This window comes from Pseudomonas sp. R62, assembly GCF_000257605.1.
In the GTDB taxonomy this organism is placed as follows: domain Bacteria; phylum Pseudomonadota; class Gammaproteobacteria; order Pseudomonadales; family Pseudomonadaceae; genus Aquipseudomonas; species Aquipseudomonas atacamensis.
Genome location: NZ_JH635999.1, coordinates 2,185,805 through 2,188,672 on the forward strand (window position 1 = coordinate 2,185,805; position 2,868 = coordinate 2,188,672).

2 protein-coding genes are annotated in these 2,868 nt (G+C 59.5%); one reads left to right on the plus strand and one right to left on the minus strand.

Annotated features, from left to right (window positions below):
* Nucleotides 1-882, plus strand: an 882-nt coding sequence (locus tag OQK_RS27635; RefSeq protein ID WP_016775310.1) for a hydroxymethylglutaryl-CoA lyase, incomplete at its 5' end; no start/stop codon positions are given.
* A 652-nt stretch (nucleotides 883-1,534) separates the two neighbouring features.
* Here the strand turns inward: OQK_RS27635 and OQK_RS27640 are convergent.
* Nucleotides 1,535-2,868: AMP-binding protein (locus OQK_RS27640; RefSeq protein WP_038861871.1), on the minus strand; the 1,334-nt coding region annotated here is incomplete at its 5' end.

A 2,868-nucleotide genomic window follows, 5' to 3' on the forward strand; every position in this document is an offset into this window, starting at 1 on the left:
GTACGCCTGATCGAAGTCGGCCCGCGCGATGGCCTGCAGAACGAAGCCCAACCGATCAGCGTCGCTGACAAAGTGCAACTGGTCGATGCCCTGAGTGCCGCCGGGCTCGGCTATATCGAAGTCGGCAGTTTCGTTTCGCCGAAATGGGTGCCGCAGATGGCCGGTTCCGCCGAGGTGTTCGCGCAGATTCAGCGCAAGCCCGGCGTCATCTATGGCGCGCTGGCACCGAACCTGCGCGGCTTTGAAGACGCGCTCGCCGCCGGGGTCAAGGAAGTTGCAGTGTTCGCTGCGGCTTCCGAGGCGTTCTCGCAGCGCAACATCAATTGCTCGATCAGCGAAAGCCTGGCGCGGTTTGCGCCGATCATGGAAGCGGCGAAACAACACGGCGTTACCGTGCGCGGTTACGTTTCCTGTGTGCTGGGCTGTCCGTATGAAGGCACGGTTGCGCCGGAGCAAGTGGCGATGGTCGCGCGCGAGCTGTACGCGATGGGCTGCTATGAAGTGTCGCTGGGCGACACCATAGGCACCGGCACGGCCGGCGCGACCCGGCGCCTGTTCGAGGTGGTTTCGGCGCAGGTGCCACGGGACAGACTCGCCGGGCATTTCCATGACACCTATGGCCAGGCCATGGCCAACATCTACGCCAGCCTGCTCGAAGGCATTGCGGTGTTCGACAGCTCTATCGCCGGCCTCGGCGGCTGCCCGTACGCCAAAGGCGCGAGCGGTAACGTTGCCACCGAGGACGTGGTGTACCTGCTCAATGGCCTGGGCATCGAGACCGGTATCGACCTGGACGCCTTGATTGCCGCGGGCCAGCAGATCAGCGCAGTGCTCGGCCGCCCGAGCGGTTCGCGGGTGGCGAAGGCGCGCAGCGCGCAGTGAGGTGTTACCGCTGCGTCAGCGATGTGGGCAAAAGCGAGTAACACGGAAACAAATTGTCTGGCTTTGCCTGGAGTCGAAAAAGCCTGAAAAAGTTAAGCCGTTGATTTATAAAGGCTTTTTAAAGTTGGCACGACACCTGCTATCTCTATCGCATAACAAGAATAAAAAGCCGCAAACCAATAAAAACAAGACGAAACGACTCTGACATAACAAGAACAACACGGCAGAGACGCAGCTAACAGATTTTTTTGGAGAAGGTGTGCTTTTCAGGGTGCTCTCAGGAGTGACCCGCAACCGGACAGAGAACAATAAAACTACCTTCAGGTAGCTCCCGAATCGGTTGGATCGTTAAACGAGAAAGCAGATCAGCGCTCAAAAAAATACGTTTGCTCTTGACCCCGGATGGGGGTCGCCAAAAAGCTGTACAGGGCCACGGTTGCCAAAAACAACAACAGACCGACCCTCAATAATAAAAAGAGCACGCAACGACAAATTAAAGGGGAGCTTCGGCTCCCCTTTGTGCTTTCTGCGATTCCTGAATCCCCCCAATCCCTGTGGGAGCTGGCTTGCCAGCGATTGCGGTAGAACATTCAACATTGATGCTGGCTGACCTGACGCCATCGCTGGCAAGCCAGCTCCCACAGGGTTTAGGTTACCGCTCGGTTATTTTCAGCTCCTCGATACTGATCTCGCGCATCCTGAATTTCTGGATCTTGCCCGTCACCGTCATCGGAAACGCGTCGACGAATTTGAAGTAACGCGGTGTCTTGAAATGGGCGATGCGTTCCTTGCACCAGGTTTGCAGCTCCAGCTCCGAGGCGCTGTGGCCGGGGTGGAATTTGATCCAGGCAACGATTTCCTCACCGTAGCGTGAGCACGGAATACCGATCACCTGCACGTCGGCCACCGCCGGATGGGTGAAGAAGAACTCCTCCAGCTCACGGGGGTAAACGTTCTCGCCGCCACGAATGATCATGTCCTTGTTACGCCCGGCGATGTTGACGTAACCCTCCTCATTCATGCTCGCCAGGTCGCCGGTGTGCATCCAGCCGGCCTCATCGATGGCTTCGGCGGTGGCCTGCCGGTTGTTCCAATAGCCGAGCATCACGCTGTAACCGCGCGTGCACAATTCGCCAATGGTGCCGCGCGGCACGAGGTTGCCGGCGGTGTCGATGATCTTGCTTTCCAGTTGCGGCTGGGTGCGCCCGACCGTGGTGACACGCAATTCCAGCTCATCCTCCGGCCCGGTCTGCAACGACACCGGACTGGTTTCGGTCATGCCGTAGGCGATCTGCACTTCGCTCATGTGCATTTCGTTGATGACCCGGCGCATGACCTCGATCGGACAGGTGGCGCCGGCCATGATCCCGGTGCGCAGGCTCGACAGGTCGAAGGTCTGCCGCTGCGGCTGATCGAGCATGGCGATGAACATGGTCGGCACACCGTACAGCGCCGTGGCTTTTTCTTCGGCCACCGCTTGCAGGGTCAGCGCCGGATCGAACGCGTCATTGGGGTAAATCATCGTGCTGCCATGGGTGACGCAACCGAGGTTGCCCATGACCATGCCGAAGCAGTGATACAGCGGCACCGGAATCACCAGACGATCGGCCGCCGTCAGGCCGAGGCTTTCGCCGACCATGTAGCCGTTGTTGAGAATGTTGTAGTGACTGAGGGTCGCGCCCTTGGGGAAACCGGTAGTGCCGGAGGTGTACTGGATGTTCACCGGTTGATCGAAATGCAGACTGGCGCTGCGTTCGCGCAGCTGTTCGGACGAGACGCTGGCGGCCAGATCGCTGAGCTGCGACCACGGCAAAAAACCGGGCGGTGGATTGGCATCGAGGCTGATCACGCCGCGCAGCTCCGGCAGGCGTTCGCTGCGCAGCTTACCGATGGCGTGCTCAGCCAATTCTGGCGCCAGGCTCTGGAGCATTGCGTGGTAATTCGAGGTCTTGAACGCTCCGGCACAGACCAGCCACTGGCAGCCGG